A 15,894-nucleotide genomic window follows, 5' to 3' on the forward strand; every position below is an offset into this window, starting at 1 on the left:
GACGTTCTCAGCTTCTGTCGACCGGAAACGCGATCACATCGCTCAGCGCGCTGGCTTTCAGCGCCAGCATAATCAGGCGATCCACGCCCAGCGCCACGCCGGAACAGGCTGGCATACCATGCGCCAGGGCATCCAGCAGATAGTGGTCAATCGGATGCTGCGGCAGCCCGCGCGCCGCACGACGACGGTTATCCTGTTCAAAACGCTGACGCTGCTCACGGCTGTCGGTCAGCTCGCGAAAACCGTTCGCCAGCTCAACCCCTTTGTAATAGACCTCGAAGCGTTCAGCAACGCGATGATCTTCCGTGCTGATCTCCGCCAGCGCAGCCTGACTTGCCGGGAAGTGATAGACAAAGCAGGGTTTGTCGTTGCCAATTTTCGGCTCTACGCCCAGCATAAACAGCAGCTGCAGCAGCGTATCGCGATCCTCTTCACGCTGCGCCAGCTCCCCCTCGCCGAGCTTTGTCGCGGCTTCGCGCAGCTGCGTTTTATCCGCAGAGAGCGGATCAATCTCCAGATGACGGATAAACGCCTGCTGATAGGAGAGGGATTCTGCAGTGTCGCACTCCAGCACCTGCTGCAGCAGATCGTCCACCTCGTTCATCAGGCGATACATATCGTAGTGCGGGCGGTACCACTCCAGCATGGTAAATTCAGGATTGTGATGACGCCCCGCCTCTTCATTACGGAAGCAGCGACCCATCTGGTAGATCGGCCCGCTGCCAGCGGCCAGCAGCCGTTTCATATGGTATTCCGGGCTGGTCATCAGCCAGAGATCGCGGCCTTCGCTGGCGCCGGGTCCGACAAAACGCGTCTGAAACGGCACCAGATGGATATCGGTAATGGTGGCCTGGCTCATCGCCGGGGTATCCACTTCCAGCACGCCGCGATCGGCAAAGAAACGCCTGATTTCCGCCAGAATCGCGGCGCGTTTCAACAAATTGGCAATGGGTGCGCTCGGCTGCCAGCTTGCCGTTTCGCTCATGGTGATGACTCCTCATACAAATAAGGGGTGGAAGTCTACCCGGAACAGAAGCAGCAAACAACGAGGCGTAGCGGAAGAGAAGCTGGCAGATCAGAGGAAAAGAAGAGCGGTGCGAAAGCTTTCGCACCGGCAGATTTTACTGGGTGCTGCGCTGAATTGCCTGACCACCCGCTTCGACATCCTCACCGACGCCGCGCGTGGTGTTACAGCCGCTCAGTACCGAAGAGAGCACCAGCACAGAGAAAATTGCGACAATACTTTTCTTAAACATAGCCATATCCTTGTTGGTTGCAGTAAAAGTACAGCTTTTAAAGCATAGTCTGCTTCTGCAACCCTGGTAGCTGCGCCCCGGAAAAATTCACGCCGCCATCGCGTTTCGCGGCCATAAAAAAAGGCGCATCACCGATGCGCCTGATTGAGTACTGATGTCGTGCTTATTTTACGCGGGAAACGTATTCACCCGAGCGGGTGTCAACTTTCACCACTTCGCCAATCTGAACGAAGAGTGGCACTTTGATCACTGCGCCGGTAGACAGGGTCGCTGGCTTGCCGCCGGTTCCGGCGGTATCGCCTTTCAGGCCCGGATCGGTTTCGGTGATTTCTGCTTCGATGAAGTTTGGCGGCTGAACGGCAATCGGTTTATCGTTCCACAGGGTTACGATACACTCTGCGTTGTCCTGCAGCCACTTGGTCACGTCATCCAGTACTTTGGCTTCAACCTGGTACTGTTCAAACGACTCAGGGTGCATGAAGTAGAAGAAGTCACCGTCGTTGTAAGAGTACTGCAGCGTCATATCACGAACGTCTGCGCCTTCGGCAGAGTCGGTAGATTTGAAGGTCTTCTCAACGCGAGAACCGGTCAGCAGACGACGCATTTTAACGCGTGCGAAAGCCTGGCCTTTACCCGGTTTTACGAATTCACTGGATTCGATGGCATACGGTTCGCCTTCGAACATGATTTTAAGACCGGAACGAAAATCGTTGCTAAGATAAGTCGCCATAAAGGCCCTCTGTAGATATTAACTGGTAATAGCCAAAAAAATGGCACACATTGTAACCCTAAATTCCCCTGTCAGAGAAGATTGGTTGCAGCAACTTGCTGATGTTGTCACCGATCCTGCTGAATTACTGCAACTTTTAGGCCTCGAACATCATCAGGAATTAGCTGCCGGCCACGCTGCACGCCAGCTTTTTGCCCTGCGCGTGCCGCGCGCCTTCATTCAGCGCATGCGCCACGGCGATGCCGGTGACCCTCTGCTGCTGCAGGTGCTGACCAGCCGCCAGGAGTTTACCGATGCGCCGGGCTACACTACCGATCCGCTCGATGAGCAGAGCAGCGTGGTGCCGGGCCTGCTGCACAAGTATAAAAACCGCGCGCTGCTGCTGGTCAAAGGGGGCTGTGCGGTAAACTGCCGCTACTGTTTCCGCCGTCACTTTCCTTATCAGGATAATCAGGGCAACAAGCGTAACTGGCAGGCGGCGATCGACTACATTGCCGCGCACCCGGAGCTGGATGAGATTATCTTTTCCGGCGGCGATCCGCTGATGGCTAAAGATCATGAGCTGGCCTGGCTGATTGCGGCGCTGGAGCAGATCCCGCATCTGAAGCGCCTGCGTATTCACAGCCGGCTGCCGGTGGTGATCCCGGCGCGCATTACGGAAACGCTGTGTCAGCTGCTGGCTGACACCCGCCTGCAGGTGCTGCTGGTAAGCCATATCAATCATGCGCAGGAGATTGATGAGGCGCTGCGCGCGCGTCTGCAGCTGCTGAAGCGATCGGGCGTGACGCTGCTGAATCAGAGCGTGCTGCTGCGCGGCGTTAATGATAATGCGGATGCGCTGGCTGAGCTAAGTAATGCGCTGTTTGATGCCGGCATTCTGCCCTACTATCTCCACGTGCTCGACAAAGTTCAGGGCGCTGCCCACTTCTTTGTTTCAGACGCCGAAGCGCGCGCGCTGATGCGTCAGCTGCTCAGCCGGGTCTCCGGCTATATGGTTCCCAGACTGGCGCGTGAGATTGGCGGTGAGCCGAGCAAAACCCCGCTGGACCTTCAGCTGCGTCAGGAGTAACGCTCGCTCTCCGGTGCGCATGAATGCGCACCCTACAAAGACGTGCCGCAATTGATGCGCACCCTGCAAACAGACGTGCCGCAATTGATGCGTACTCTGCAAGCAGACGTGCCGCAATTGATGTGCACCCTGCAAACAGACGTGCCGCAATTGATGCGCACCCTGCAAGCAGACGTGCCGCAACTGATGCGCACCCGGCGTGCTTATGTAGGGTCGCCATTAATGGCGACCACAGCGGCTCGTAACCCCCACATTCCGCTGCAAATAAAAAAAGCCGCTCTCGCGGCTTTTTTATTGCTGCTCTGCTATTACGGACACTTGTAAACCTGGCCGGTCATTTTGCTGTCGAGCGGCGCGAACGCAGAAAGCAGATTCTGCGTCGGGCTGGTGGCACCATAAATAACGTTGCCGCCCATTTCAGCCGCCCGGTTGCGCAGATCGTTGGCAGCACCGCGCAGCGCGCTATTTTCGCCGCCCGCCCCGCTCAGCCAGTTGCTCTGTGAGCCGGTGACGTTGCCCAGAAGCTGACATTGACTTGCTGGCTGCTCATCGACAAACGTGACGCGTTCGCCAGCGGCGCTCAGCTGATTTGAGCTGCTGCAACCCGCCAGCAGCATGATGCCCGCTGCCAGTCCGGGCAAGAGGTTAATCCGCATTGTAATCCCCATTTTATTATCATCAGTGTCGGGCGGCAGCGTAGCAGAAAAGCGCACTTTTTTTCTGAACATTCATTGCCCTGAACCCACAAAGCCGAAAGATCGCGTCCCTACTTATACCCTGTTCGCCAGCAAAAGAAAAACCCCCGACCGTTTCCGGTCGGGGGTTTCGCAGATAGCTTACGCTGTCGGGGACAATTACATCATGCCGCCCATACCGCCCATGCCACCCATACCGCCTGCGCCCGCGCCTAAATCAGGTGCGTCGCCTTTAGGCAGATCGGTAACCATGCACTCGGTAGTGATCATCAGACCAGCTACAGAGGCCGCGTACTGCAGCGCAGAACGGGTTACTTTGGTCGGGTCCAGGATACCGAAGTCGATCATGTTGCCGTACTCTTCGGTCTGCGCGTTGTAACCGTAGTTACCGTCGCCCGCTTTCACGTTGTTTGCCACAACGGAAGGCTCTTCACCGGCGTTGGAAACGATCTGACGCAGCGGAGCTTCCATTGCGCGCAGCGCAACTTTGATACCGACGTTCTGATCTTCGTTCTGACCACGCAGATCGGTCAGCTGAGCCGCAACGCGAACCAGCGCGACGCCGCCGCCTGCTACCACGCCTTCTTCTACCGCAGCACGGGTAGCGTGCAGGGCATCTTCAACGCGGGCTTTCTTCTCTTTCATTTCCACTTCAGTAGCGGCACCTACTTTCAGTACGGCTACGCCGCCTGCCAGTTTCGCTACGCGCTCCTGCAGCTTCTCTTTATCGTAATCTGAGGTCGCTTCTTCGATCTGCTGACGGATCTGCGATACGCGGCCAGAGATAGCACCCTGATCGCCCACGCCATCAATGATGGTGGTGGTATCTTTGTTGATCACAACGCGCTTCGCCTGACCCAGATCTTCCAGCGTGGATTTCTCCAGCTCCATACCGATCTCTTCAGAGATCACGGTACCGCCGGTCAGGATAGCGATATCCTGCAGCATCGCTTTACGACGGTCGCCAAAGCCTGGTGCTTTAACCGCAGCCACTTTCACGATACCGCGCATGGTGTTCACCACCAGCGTTGCCAGTGCTTCACCTTCCACATCTTCCGCGATGATCAGCAGTGGTTTGCCCGCTTTCGCAACGGCTTCCAGTACTGGCAGCATTTCACGGATGTTGGAGATTTTTTTGTCAGCCAGCAGAATGAACGGGCTTTCCAGCTCAACTGCGCCGGTTTCTGGCTTGTTGATGAAGTAAGGAGAGAGGTAGCCGCGATCGAACTGCATACCTTCCACTACGTCCAGCTCGTCCTGCAGGCCGGTGCCTTCTTCAACGGTGATAACGCCTTCTTTACCCACTTTTTCCATCGCCTGGGCGATCAGGGTACCAACGCTCTCATCGGAGTTAGCAGAAATCGTACCTACCTGCGCGATTGCACGGGTGTCCTGGCAAGGTACAGACAGCGCTTTCAGCTGCTCAACAGCAGCGATAACAGCTTTATCGATACCGCGCTTCAGATCCATCGGGTTCATGCCGGCCGCAACGGCTTTCAGGCCTTCGTTAACGATAGACTGTGCCAGTACGGTTGCGGTGGTGGTGCCGTCGCCTGCTGCATCGTTTGCTTTAGACGCGACTTCTTTCACCATCTGTGCACCCATGTTCTCGAACTTATCTTCCAGCTCGATTTCACGCGCAACAGAAACACCATCTTTAGTGATGGTCGGTGCACCAAAAGATTTATCCAGAACCACGTTACGGCCTTTCGGGCCCAGGGTAACTTTTACTGCATCTGCCAGTACGTTCACGCCACGCAGCATTTTTACGCGTGCGTCATTACCGAATTTTACGTCTTTAGCTGCCATTTCAAATTTCCCTTAAATTCGTTTCGTTCAGTGAATTACGCGTAAATTACGCTTCGACAATCGCCAGGATGTCGCTTTCAGAGATGATCAGAACTTCTTCGTTGTCGATTTTCTCGGTTTTTGCACCGTAGCCTTCGCTGAAAATCACCAGATCACCTACTTTCACGTCCAGCGGCTTGATCTCGCCGTTGTCCAGGATGCGGCCATTGCCAACAGCCAGAACTTCACCACGGGTTGATTTGCCAGCTGCAGAGCCGGTCAGGACGATACCGCCTGCTGATTTAGCTTCAACTTCTTTACGCTTGACGATAACGCGATCGTGCAACGGACGAATTTTCATTTGGTAGCTCTCCTTTGAGAAGTCCAATCATTCATTTTTGGGTTGAACGCCGGGCTTGAGGGTTCCGGCCTCGTGCAGGAAGAGATAGGGGCAGACAGGAGAGTTTCAAGGGGACAGAAATAAAAAAATTTTTGTTTGTGCTACAAACGCTTAAAAAGAATACAAATAAGGCGGCTTGCGCCGCCTCGCTTACCTCAGCGATCTTTATCGTGGCCGATGCGATCCTGATCTTTACGCTCAAATTCACCATCCATCGTTACGCCGCTGTCGGGTCCCTGTCCCGGACCGCGCCAGACGCGCAGATGCGGCATCAGCCTCAGCGTCAGGAGCTTTTGCACTGGCGGCAGCAGCAGCAGCAGGCCGAGAAAATCGGTAAAGAAGCCGGGCAGCAGCAGCAGCACACCGGCGATGATCAGCGAGACGCTTTTAATCATCTCCGCTGCCGGGCTTTCGTTACGCGCAAGCTTCTCCTGCATCAGCATAAAGTTTTTCATGCCCTGATTTTTCACCAGCGACACACCGATACAGGAGGTAAAAATTACCAGCAGCATCGTCAGCAGCACGCCCAGCGCATGTGCTACCTGGATAAACAGCGTGATCTCAATCCACGCCAGGACAAAAAAGAGTAAAAACGGTAACCAGCGCACCGGTGTCTCCTGTGAGTTGGGCCGCCCCGCGACAGGCCAGGCGGCAGAAACAGAGCGATCGTAACGATCATAGGTAGTGAGATGGGCACCCGCGCGGTGGATTTCAACCGCACCGGCCAAATAATTCCTTTTGACATAAAAGTGAGAGATACATCACATATCGTTATTACCACTTGCCGGGCAAATGTCCGTAAAGTGATCTGTGTACGAGCATTTCTGCCGTGACAGAATATGATCGTGCCCGCCAGCCCGAAGATGGATAAAATGTCGGCACTGGTATTCCACGACAATATAATTGCTTCACCTGCGTGTTATTCGCTCTCCATCCATGCCGGATGCGTGGCGGTATCAGAGCAGCAATAATAAGAAGGTAATCATGGCGAACAACATTCGTATCGAAGAAGACCTGTTAGGCATGCGCGAAGTGCCGGCGGATGCTTACTACGGTGTTCATACTCTGCGTGCGATTGAAAATTTCTATATCAGTAGCAGCAAAATCAGCGACATTCCTGAATTTGTCCGCGGCATGGTGATGGTTAAAAAAGCAGCCGCGCTGGCTAACAAAGAGCTGCAGACGATCCCGCGCAACATTGCGAATACCATTATTCAGGCCTGCGATGAGGTGCTGAACAACGGCAAATGCATGGATCAGTTCCCGGTAGATGTTTACCAGGGCGGCGCCGGCACCTCGGTGAACATGAATACCAACGAAGTGCTGGCAAACATCGGCCTGGAGCTGATGGGTCACCAGAAAGGTGAGTATCAGTATCTCAACCCCAACGACCACGTTAACAAATGCCAGTCAACCAATGATGCCTACCCGACCGGCTTCCGGATTGCGGTTTACGCCTCTATTCTCAAGCTGCTGGATGCGATTGCCCAGCTGAGCGAAGGCTTCCAGCGCAAAGCCGTGGAGTTTGAAAACATTCTGAAGATGGGCCGCACCCAGCTGCAGGATGCAGTGCCGATGTCGCTGGGCCAGGAGTTCCACGCGTTTAACGTGCTGCTGAATGAAGAGACCCGCAATATTCTGCGCACCGCCGAGCTGCTGCTGGAAGTGAACCTTGGCGCAACCGCAATCGGTACCCGCCTCAACACGCCGGATGGCTATCAGCAGCTGGCCGTGCAGCGCCTGGCGGAAGTCAGCAATCTGCCGGTGGTGCCGGCGGAAGATCTGATTGAAGCGACGTCCGACTGCGGCGCCTACGTCATGGTGCATTCAGCGCTGAAGCGTCTGGCGGTGAAGCTGTCAAAAATCTGCAACGACCTGCGTCTGCTCTCTTCCGGTCCGCGCGCCGGCCTGAACGAAATCAACCTGCCGGAACTGCAGGCGGGCTCCTCGATCATGCCAGCCAAAGTCAATCCGGTGGTGCCGGAAGTGGTTAATCAGGTCTGTTTTAAGGTTATCGGCAACGATACCACGGTGACCATGGCGTCTGAGGCCGGTCAGCTGCAGCTCAACGTGATGGAACCGGTGATTGGCCAGGCGCTGTTTGAATCCGTCAGCATCCTGACCAACGCCTGCTATAACCTGCTGGAAAAATGCGTTAACGGCATTACGGCGAACAAAGCAGTCTGCGAAGCGTACGTATTCAACTCTATCGGTATTGTCACCTATCTCAACCCCTACATCGGCCATCACAACGGCGATATCGTGGGTAAAGTCTGTGCTGAAACCGGCAAAAGCGTACGTGAAGTGGTGCTGGAACGCGGCCTGCTGACCGAAGCGGAGCTGGATGATATCTTCTCCGTCCAGAACCTGATGCATCCGACCTATAAAGCGAAACGCTATACCGACGAAAACGAACAGTAATCTGTTTCCGATCACGTCGTCCCGGGCACGCCTGTATACAATACGGCGTGCTTTTTTTATATGTGGCGACTACAACATTCAGGGGGCACGTTCTGCAGCCTGAGGAGAGAAACGGATGATAGCAGTGGAACTGGCAGTGGTATTCATGGCGATCTGGCTCGGTGCCCGTCTGGGCGGTATCGGAATCGGCTTTGCCGGCGGTCTGGGAGTGCTGATACTGACGCTGGTATGCGGCATGAAGCCCGGCGCAATCCCGTTTGATGTGATCGAAATTATTATGGCCGTTATCGCCGCGATTGCTGCCATGCAGGTCGCAGGCGGTATGGATTACCTGGTCGGGCTGGCGGAAAAGCTGCTGCGCCGCCATCCGCGCTACGTGACTTTTCTGGCGCCGCTGGTGACCTATCTGATGACGCTGCTGGCCGGCACCGGCCACACCGCTTTTTCCACGCTGCCGGTTATCGCTGAAGTTGCTAAAGAGCAGGGCGTCAGGCCATCGCGTCCGCTCTCTATCGCGGTGGTGGCCTCCCAGATTGCGATCACCGCCTCTCCGCTCTCTGCGGCAGTGGTATTTTTTGCCTCCATACTGGAACCCCGCGGCGTCAGCTATCTGGCGCTGCTGGGCGTGGCGCTGCCCTCAACGATGGCGGCAATCTTCTGCGCGGCAGTGATCACCAACTTTCTGGGTACAGAGCTGAAGGATGATGCAATCTATCAGGCGCGACTTGCCAGAGGCGACGTGACGCTGCGCGGTGAGAAAGTGTATACCACCCGACCCGGCGCGCGCCGCGCCGTATTGCTGTTTCTGACCGGCATTGTGGCAGTGGTGCTCTATGCCACCGCCATCAGCGACAGCGTGGGCCTGCTCGCCAGCCCGGTGCTGCCGCGTAACGAAGCGATCGTCGTGTTTATGCTCACGGTCGCTACGCTGATCTGTCTGACCTGCCGCGTGGACAGCAGTGAGATCCTCAGTGCCAGCACGTTTAAATCGGGCATGAGCGCCTGTATCTGCGTTATGGGCGTGGCGTGGCTGGGCGATACCTTTGTCAAAGCGCACCTGAGCGAGATCCAGACTCTGGCGGGTGACATGCTGCAGCGCTATCCCTGGATGCTGGCGCTGGTGCTGTTTTTTGCCGCCACCTTGCTTTATTCGCAGGCGGCAACCACCAAAGCATTGATGCCGGCAGCACTGATGCTCGGCGTCTCGCCGCTGGCGGCAGTAGCCTCGTTTGCTGCGGTATCAGCGCTCTTTGTCCTGCCTACCTATCCGACGCTGCTGGCCGCGGTGGAAATGGATGACACCGGTTCGACGCGAATCGGCAAGTTTGTCTTTAACCACTCCTTTATCATTCCGGGCATACTGGCCATCGCCTTTTCCGTGGCGTTTGGCTTTCTGTTTGGCAGTCTGATCCTCTGACGCCGTTACATTGTGAAATCCTGTGCAGAAGCGGTCGTGCTATGCTCACCGCTTCTGCACTACCGGAGTTGATTAATCTTTTATGGCTGCACCTCTTTCCCGCCTGCTGACGCTCTGCCTGACGCTGCTGCTTTGCCTGTCGGCTCAGGCCGATCTCTTTGCGCCGAAATCCACCAGCCGCTTTGTGCCGGTCGATCAGGCCTTTCAGTTTGATTTTTCTCAGCGGGGCTCAACGCTGACGCTGAACTGGCAGGTCAGGCCCGGCTACTATCTCTATCGTCAGCAGATGAAGATTACGGCTCAGCACGCGCAGCTGGCCCCGCTGACGCTGCCGGCTGGCGAAGCGCATGAAGATGAATTTTATGGCAAAAGCGAGATCTATCGTCAGGCGGTGACGCTGCCGGTGACGCTGCAGCGGGCGGATGCGGGCGCCACGCTGACGGTGACGTATCAGGGCTGCGCCGCGGCCGGATTCTGCTACCCGCCGGAGAGCCGTACCGTTCCGCTGAGCGCCGTCAGCAGCGGCAGCGCGCCGGTTACGGCGCAGCCTGCCGCCACGCCGCTGCCCTTCTCGCCGCTCTGGGCACTGCTGATCGGTATCGGCGTCGCCTTTACCCCCTGTGTCCTGCCGATGTACCCGCTGATTTCCGGCATTATCCTCGGCGGCGCACGCCGCTACAGCGTCGGCCGGCTGCTGGCGCTGGCGCTGGTCTATGTGCAGGGCATGGCGCTGACCTACACGCTTTTGGGCGTTGTGGTCGCGGCGGCCGGGCTGCGCTTTCAGGCGGCGCTGCAGCATCCATACGTCCTGGCGGGTCTGTCGCTGCTGTTTATTCTGCTGGCGCTGTCGATGTTTGGCCTGTTTTCGCTGCAGCTGCCCGCCAGCCTGCAGACGCGTCTTGCGCACTGGAGCAATCAGCAGCGCGGCGGCTCGCTGCCTGGCGTATTTGTCATGGGCGCGCTGGCCGGGCTTATCTGCTCCCCCTGCACCACGGCGCCGCTCAGCGCGATCCTGCTGTATATCGCACAGAGCGGAAACCTGTGGGCCGGCGCCGGCACGCTGTGGCTCTACGCCGTGGGAATGGGGCTGCCGCTGATCGCCGTGACGCTTTTTGGTCATCGGCTACTGCCCAAAAGCGGCCCGTGGATGCAGACGGTAAAAGAGGCGTTCGGGTTTGTTATCCTGGCGCTGCCGGTATTTCTGCTGGAGCGTATTCTCGGTGATATCTGGGGTTTGCGGCTCTGGAGCCTGCTGGGCGTAGCGTTTTTCAGCTGGGCATTTATTCACAGCATGCACGCGCGCGGCAGGTGGCGCGTTGTGCCGGTAGTGATGTTAGGGGCAGCGCTGATTATGGCGCGGCCGCTGCAGGAATGGGCGTTTGGCGCTACGGCAAGCCAGAGCGTGGCACACCTGCCCTTTAAGCGCATCAGCAGCAGCGCGGAGCTTGAGCAGGCGCTGCAGCAGGCACCGGGGCGCATCACCATGCTCGATCTCTATGCCGACTGGTGTGTCGCCTGCAAAGAGTTTGAAAAATATACCTTCAGCGATCCGGCAGTCGCCAGCGCGCTTGCTGACGTGCAGCTGCTGCAGGCGGATGTCACCGCAAACAGCGCGCAGGACAATGCCCTGCTGAAGCAGCTGCAGGTGGCGGGATTACCGACCATTCTGTTTTTTGACGCGCAGGGTCGCGAGATCCCCGATTCGCGTATCAGCGGCTTTCTGCGTGCGGCAGCGTTTCGCGCGCATTTGCAGAATCTGCCGCGTTAAACGACACTGGTTCAGCCACTGCCCGCTCATCGACGAGCGGGCCGATATTCCAGAGGAGAGTCATGTGCAACGCGAACAAATTCTGGAGCATGCGCTGAATGTGCTCGAACAACACGGCCTGGCGGCCACCCTGTCGCTGCCACAGCTGGCAGGTGAAACCGGCCTCAGCACCAGACAGCTGACCCGCTACTGGCCCGACTGCGATGCGCTGCTCTATGATGCACTGCGCTATCACGGTCAGCAGATCGACAGCTGGCGGCGTCAGGTACAGCTGGATGAGCGGCTCACTCCGGCGCAAAAGCTGATGGCGCGCTATGACGTGCTGGCAGAGTATGTCAGCAAAGGCCGGTTTCCCGGCTGCCTGTTTATTGCTGCCTGCAGCTTCTATCCGCAGCCTGACCAGCCGGTGCACCAGCTGGCGGAGCAGCAGAAGCGCCACTCATGGCAGTTTACCCATGAGATCCTGGTTGAGCTGGCGCTGGATAATCCCGCGATGGTGGCCGATCAGATGGAGCTGATCCTCGAGGGCTGCCTGAGCAAACTGCTGGTGAAACGCAACGTACAGGATGTGGCGACCGCCCGGCGCCTGGCGGAAGATGTATTCAGCATTGCGCTCTGTCGTCAGAACGGCGCACTCGCCTGAAAACGGGCTGACATGCCTGAAAAGCAGGCAGTCAGTCACGGATAGCGCGCTTTTTTGCTAAAACCCGTTGACGATCTGCGGCCATTAAGGTTTAATGCGCCCCGTTGCCCGAATAGCTCAGTCGGTAGAGCAGCGGATTGAAAATCCGCGTGTCCCTGGTTCGATTCCGGGTTCGGGCACCACAATTCAGAAAACCCGGCCTTATGGCCGGGTTTTTGCTTTTCTGCTTTTTACCAGCTGACCCACTCTGCGCCAGCGTCGGCAGATGCCACACAGCGCTCAATCCAGTAAACACCTGTCACGCCGGCATGCACGTCGGGATACCAGAAATCTGCCAGAAACGCTTTATCGCCGCGATCGGTTGCTGCCATCGCCAGGGCAAAACGGCGGTAGAGATTAGACCAGGCTTCAAACAACCCTTCCGGATGTCCGCCACCAATACGGTCATCTTCCCGTGCGCCTGAATGCAGGTAATCCATGCCGCGCTCCAGGATCCGAACTGGCTCCCCCTGGACTTCATAACGCAGCTGGTTGGGTTGCTCGTCCCACCACTCAAGGCTCGCTCTGGCGCCAATAATGCGGATTTTCTGTCCATGCATTGACCCGCAATTCACAGCAGAAGCCCAGAGCGTACCCACCGCGCCGTTATCATACTCCATCATGACAAAAGCGTTATCTTCCAGCGGCGCCCGGCTGGTCACAAAGCTTTGCCGGTTGCAGAGCAGCCGTTTAATGGTCAGCTGCGGCATCATGGTTTTCGCCAGAAACAGCGTATGCGTCGCCAGGTCACCCAGCACGTAGCTCGGTCCGACATATGCCGGATTGACGCGCCAGCGGGTACTTTCATTCTGCAGTTCCACTGCCTCGTGGTGAAAACCGTGGGCAAACTGCATATTAACAACCCGGATGTCGCCCAGCGCGCCGCCGGCAATCATCGCGCGCGCCTGATGAATCATCTGATGCCCGGCGTAGCCGTAGGTGACTCCCACAATTTTCTGCTGCTGCTGGCACAAGCGCGCGAGCTCCTGCGCTTCTTCTGAGGTAAAACATAGCGGCTTTTCGCACACCACGTGCAGTCCGGCATTCAGCGCCGCGCAGCAGATAGCAAAATGGGTGTGATTAGGCGTAGCGACAGAGACCGCCTCAATACCATCTTCCCTGCCCGCCTCTGCAGCAAATAGCGTCTGATAGTCAGGGTAGCAGCGATCGGGTGCCACGCCCAGCGCCAGCCCGAATGCCTGCCCCCGCGCCGCATCGCTGTCAAATGCACCGGCCAGCAGCGTGAAGTTACCGTCGCGCTGTGCTGCCGAGCGGTGGATATAGCCAATCTGGCTGGTAGCGCCGCCGCCAATCATGCCCCAGCGCAGTGAACGCCCGATAACCGGAATGCCAATGATCATATTATTCCCCTTAAAAACCTGTTGATTTCAGATAGCGCAGGCTGGCGGTGACATCCTGCAGGCTGGTCGCGGCGTGACGCGGATCGCGCTCCTGCTCAATCGTGATCCACCCCTGGTAATCCCACTTTGCGAGCAGCGTATGAATTGCCGGATAATCGATTGCTCCCTGCCCCAGCGGGCACATAACGCCTGCTGCACAGGCGCTGAAAAAGTCGAGGCCGCGAGTGGTGACATCGCGCCATACCGGTTCACTGACATCTTTAAAGTGCAGATAGTCAATGCGCTCCCGGTAAGCGTGCAATGTAGCTACCGGATCCATACCGGAGTAGTAAAGATGTCCGGTATCGAGACACAATCCTGCCGTCTCATAGGGAAGATCCTGTGCCAGCTGTGCCAGCTCGTCGGCAAATTCAATGCAGCCGCCTGCATGCGGATGAATCACCGCGCGTACGCCATACTCCTGCCAGGAGATCTGACTAAGCGTAGTGATATGCTGCATAAGACGCTGCCAGGCTGCGGGCGGCAAACGTGGCGCCCTGTCGGGCTGACCGGCATAGCGCGCACGCTGCGCATTACCAAAGTCGATAATCACCAGATAGGGTGCGGGATAGCGCGAGCCGGGCGTTGCCGCGGCAACGGGAACCTGTATCAGGGTGCGGCAAATGTTGTGCGTCAGGGCAACCATGGCAGGAAAGTTTTCTTCGCTGACCAGGTCATCAAACAGCGTCCCCGCGACCAGTGAAATCTGGTGCGCAGTAAGCTGCTCGCGCAACACCACAGGATCGACAGGCAGATAGCCCCACGGTCCCAGCTCAATTGCCGGATAGCCAGCCTGCACAGCCTCCTTCAGAACGGTTTGCCACGGGGGAAGAAAAGGATTGTTAGAATCGTCAACGCCCCAGCTGCAGGGCGCGTTAGCAATATGGATCATCATGATTGCTCCTGGCGCAGAAAGAGAGCACCAGTATCAGATTAAAACTTCATCATCAGCAATCGCATAACTTTCAAATATTGATAGTGATCAAATTATTTATCATCATTTTAATGATAGTTTTTTATCAAAAACTGCATTATGCACTTCAAAGGTTTTCCCGGGTGACAATGTCAAAAGGCAACGTGACGCGGGAAAAGTGGCGATCGCCTGCAATATTGCACTGCTGCAGAGTCTGCGTTATGCGCACTGCCATCTCATCCAGATCGTGCCGTAGCATTACGGTGATCTCTCCAGAAATCAGCGCCAGCTCTCCCTGCTCGACCGGACCGTGGCAAATCAGCGCGACTTTTCGTTTGGGCTGTTCACGCAGCGCCTGAATAACGCCTTCGATCCCGCCACAGGGTGCATAAATCAGAGCTAAATCGCGCTGCTGTGCCAGCAGCGTGCTGGCAGCCTGATAACCACCGGCGCGGGTCTCCTGCGTCTGCAGCGGTTCCGGCACCTGCAGCGCGCTCTGCTGCTCACGCAAATAGGAGCGAAAACTAATTTCACAGCTTTCCTGACAGGTAAAACGGTGATCTCCGGTTAGCACCGCGGCGATACCTCTGGCCTGCAGCAGGTGCGTTGCCAGCCAGCCAGCCGTACGCCCGGCTTTCTGATTATCCAGCCCAAAATAGCCGGCATGGCCGCAGGGAGAGAAATCGGAGAATAGCGCGTAGATGCGTATACCACGCAACGAAAGTTGTTCAATGGCGTGCCGAATCAGCGGATGATCCAGCGCCACCAGCGCAATCACATCCACCTGCTCAGCCAGCGTATATAGCGAGGCCACGACCGAGGTCACATCGTGGATATCGTGCGTATAAAACAGGGGTTCACTGCCGGGCGGATGCAGCGGCAGCGCATGCTGACGCAGCGCATCCTGTAAGGTCTGATAAAAAGAGTAGCCTGCCGGCAGCAGAATAAATCCCATGCGCAGCGTTGCGCTGGCTGACACTACGCCAGTGGCGTCTTCACAGATCAGACGATAGCCCAGTCGCTGCGCGGCGTTGCGCACCCGCAGTGCTGTTGCCGGACGTACCGGCGCGCGATTATTCAGTACCCGATCCACGGTTGCTACACCCACACCGGCAGCTGCAGCGACAGCCTGTAAAGTGACTTTGCTCATTCCGTTTGTCTCATTGATAAAAAGCTATCAAAATAATGAATATAATCGGATAAAAAATCGATGAAAAATTATCTTATTCTTGCGCTATCTCGCAAAATTCCTCGATAAAATTTAATACCATAAAAGTCGTACAGTTTCTGTACCGGGTAATATCCGGTTGATTGAAATCCATCAGCAAACGTATAGATCGCCACATACCGGTTCC

Annotated in this window: 16 protein-coding genes and 1 tRNA gene; 7 read left to right on the forward strand and 10 right to left on the reverse strand. The window is 56.7% G+C overall.

The window, feature by feature from the left end; genetic code table 11:
• Positions 1–7: 7 nt before the first annotated feature.
• From epmA to efp, 3 genes are all read right to left on the reverse strand, one after another.
• A complete protein-coding gene (epmA, locus tag C1Y41_RS13195; RefSeq protein WP_039382145.1) occupies positions 8–985 on the reverse strand; it encodes an elongation factor P--(R)-beta-lysine ligase in 978 nt (325 codons plus the stop codon).
• 136 nt (positions 986–1,121) lie between these two features.
• Entirely contained in the window at positions 1,122–1,256 is a 135-nt protein-coding gene (locus C1Y41_RS13200) for an entericidin A/B family lipoprotein (protein ID WP_039382142.1), read from the reverse strand.
• 163 nt (positions 1,257–1,419) lie between these two features.
• Complete coding sequence (gene efp, locus C1Y41_RS13205) at positions 1,420–1,986, reverse strand: elongation factor P (RefSeq protein WP_039382139.1); 567 nt, start codon at positions 1,984–1,986, stop codon at positions 1,420–1,422.
• Between the two features lie 40 nt (positions 1,987–2,026).
• On the opposite strand from efp, the gene epmB reads away from it, so the two are divergent.
• Both epmB and C1Y41_RS13215 read left to right on the forward strand, forming a co-directional pair.
• A complete protein-coding gene (gene epmB, locus C1Y41_RS13210; RefSeq protein WP_039382136.1) occupies positions 2,027–3,055 on the forward strand; it encodes an EF-P beta-lysylation protein EpmB in 1,029 nt (342 codons plus the stop codon).
• A gap of 54 nt (positions 3,056–3,109) precedes the next feature.
• Entirely contained in the window at positions 3,110–3,379 is a 270-nt protein-coding gene (locus C1Y41_RS13215; RefSeq protein WP_104085594.1) for a hypothetical protein, read from the forward strand.
• Here C1Y41_RS13215 and C1Y41_RS13220 read toward each other — a convergent pair.
• The 4 genes from C1Y41_RS13220 to C1Y41_RS13235 all read right to left on the reverse strand — a co-directional run bounded on the left by C1Y41_RS13220 (position 3,364) and on the right by C1Y41_RS13235 (position 6,546).
• Entirely contained in the window at positions 3,364–3,711 is a 348-nt protein-coding gene (locus C1Y41_RS13220) for a DUF4156 domain-containing protein (RefSeq protein ID WP_039385686.1), read from the reverse strand. The two genes, C1Y41_RS13215 and C1Y41_RS13220, sit on opposite strands and share 16 nt — an antisense overlap.
• 198 nt (positions 3,712–3,909) lie before the next feature.
• A complete protein-coding gene (groL, locus tag C1Y41_RS13225; protein WP_104085595.1) occupies positions 3,910–5,559 on the reverse strand; it encodes a chaperonin GroEL in 1,650 nt (549 codons plus the stop codon).
• 46 nt (positions 5,560–5,605) lie between these two features.
• On the reverse strand, positions 5,606–5,899 hold the full coding sequence (locus tag C1Y41_RS13230; RefSeq protein ID WP_039382130.1) for a co-chaperone GroES: 294 nt from the start codon (positions 5,897–5,899) through the stop codon (positions 5,606–5,608).
• A gap of 194 nt (positions 5,900–6,093) precedes the next feature.
• Positions 6,094–6,546, reverse strand: coding sequence for an FxsA family protein (locus C1Y41_RS13235; RefSeq protein ID WP_039382127.1), 453 nt, complete (start codon positions 6,544–6,546; stop codon positions 6,094–6,096).
• A 376-nt stretch (positions 6,547–6,922) separates the two neighbouring features.
• On the opposite strand from C1Y41_RS13235, the gene aspA reads away from it, so the two are divergent.
• The 5 genes from aspA to C1Y41_RS13260 all read left to right on the forward strand — a co-directional run bounded on the left by aspA (position 6,923) and on the right by C1Y41_RS13260 (position 12,369).
• The gene (gene aspA / locus C1Y41_RS13240; RefSeq protein ID WP_039382126.1) at positions 6,923–8,359 is read left to right on the forward strand and encodes an aspartate ammonia-lyase; all 1,437 of its coding nucleotides are present in this window, start codon (positions 6,923–6,925) and stop codon (positions 8,357–8,359) included.
• A 115-nt stretch (positions 8,360–8,474) separates the two neighbouring features.
• A complete protein-coding gene (locus tag C1Y41_RS13245; RefSeq protein ID WP_071669144.1) occupies positions 8,475–9,776 on the forward strand; it encodes an anaerobic C4-dicarboxylate transporter in 1,302 nt (433 codons plus the stop codon).
• An 82-nt stretch (positions 9,777–9,858) separates the two neighbouring features.
• Positions 9,859–11,544 carry a protein-disulfide reductase DsbD gene (locus tag C1Y41_RS13250; protein WP_104085597.1) on the forward strand — a complete coding sequence of 562 codons (1,686 nt, stop codon included), beginning with the start codon at positions 9,859–9,861 and terminating at the stop codon, positions 11,542–11,544.
• Positions 11,545–11,608: 64 nt separating this feature from the next.
• Positions 11,609–12,187: a transcriptional regulator gene (locus C1Y41_RS13255; protein WP_104085598.1), complete on the forward strand. Its 579-nt coding sequence runs from the start codon at positions 11,609–11,611 to the stop codon at positions 12,185–12,187.
• Positions 12,188–12,293: 106 nt separating this feature from the next.
• A tRNA-Phe gene (locus tag C1Y41_RS13260) sits at positions 12,294–12,369 on the forward strand.
• Positions 12,370–12,417: 48 nt separating this feature from the next.
• Here the strand turns inward: C1Y41_RS13260 and C1Y41_RS13265 are convergent.
• The 3 genes from C1Y41_RS13265 to C1Y41_RS13275 form a co-directional block, all read right to left on the reverse strand.
• The gene (locus tag C1Y41_RS13265; RefSeq protein WP_104085599.1) at positions 12,418–13,587 is read right to left on the reverse strand and encodes a Gfo/Idh/MocA family protein; all 1,170 of its coding nucleotides are present in this window, start codon (positions 13,585–13,587) and stop codon (positions 12,418–12,420) included.
• A 10-nt stretch (positions 13,588–13,597) separates the two neighbouring features.
• Positions 13,598–14,521, reverse strand: coding sequence for a TIM barrel protein (locus tag C1Y41_RS13270; RefSeq protein ID WP_104085600.1), 924 nt, complete (start codon positions 14,519–14,521; stop codon positions 13,598–13,600).
• 145 nt (positions 14,522–14,666) lie between these two features.
• Positions 14,667–15,689 (reverse strand): LacI family DNA-binding transcriptional regulator, encoded by a 1,023-nt coding sequence (locus C1Y41_RS13275; protein WP_104085601.1) that lies wholly within the window; start codon positions 15,687–15,689, stop codon positions 14,667–14,669.
• Positions 15,690–15,894: the final 205 nt, after the last annotated feature.

It is taken from the genome of Pantoea sp. ICBG 1758, from assembly GCF_002928325.1.
Classification (GTDB): Bacteria; Pseudomonadota; Gammaproteobacteria; order Enterobacterales; family Enterobacteriaceae; genus Pantoea; species Pantoea eucrina.